The 315-nt window shown below is 58.4% G+C and carries 1 protein-coding gene; it reads left to right on the top strand.

The genetic code is table 11. From position 1 onward, the window contains the following. Positions 1–315: hypothetical protein (locus AC1RPX_RS07895; RefSeq protein WP_481763346.1), on the top strand; the 315-nt coding region annotated here is incomplete at both ends.

Genomic DNA, 315 nt, shown 5'->3' with positions numbered 1-315 from the left:
AAGCTGTACGAAATGGGCGTCCGCACTACGGCTCAGTTGGTCGAACTAGGAGTCGAAGGTCCGCCGTCTAATTTCCGCGCACAGCTCATTGACGCATTCGGCAAGAACCAGTGGCCTAAGATGCGCGGGGAACTCGTGCGCGTGCTGGGCGACACGATCCCGCTCAAGAAGTTGATGGTGGCAAGCGGCGCTTTCACGCGCGGTGGGATGGGAGTGCGCAAGCTCGAACAGCTTGAGGCTGCGGGCATGAGTATGAAAACTCTCTGCAACCTTGACAAACAAGGAATCTGGAACGAGGTGGGCCGCATCAAGGGG

Source organism: Dellaglioa sp. CoH-56-MRSF-14 (assembly GCF_056782115.1).
The sequence above is the reverse complement of the archived record's forward strand: the minus strand, read 5'-3'. Positions and strand labels throughout refer to the sequence as shown.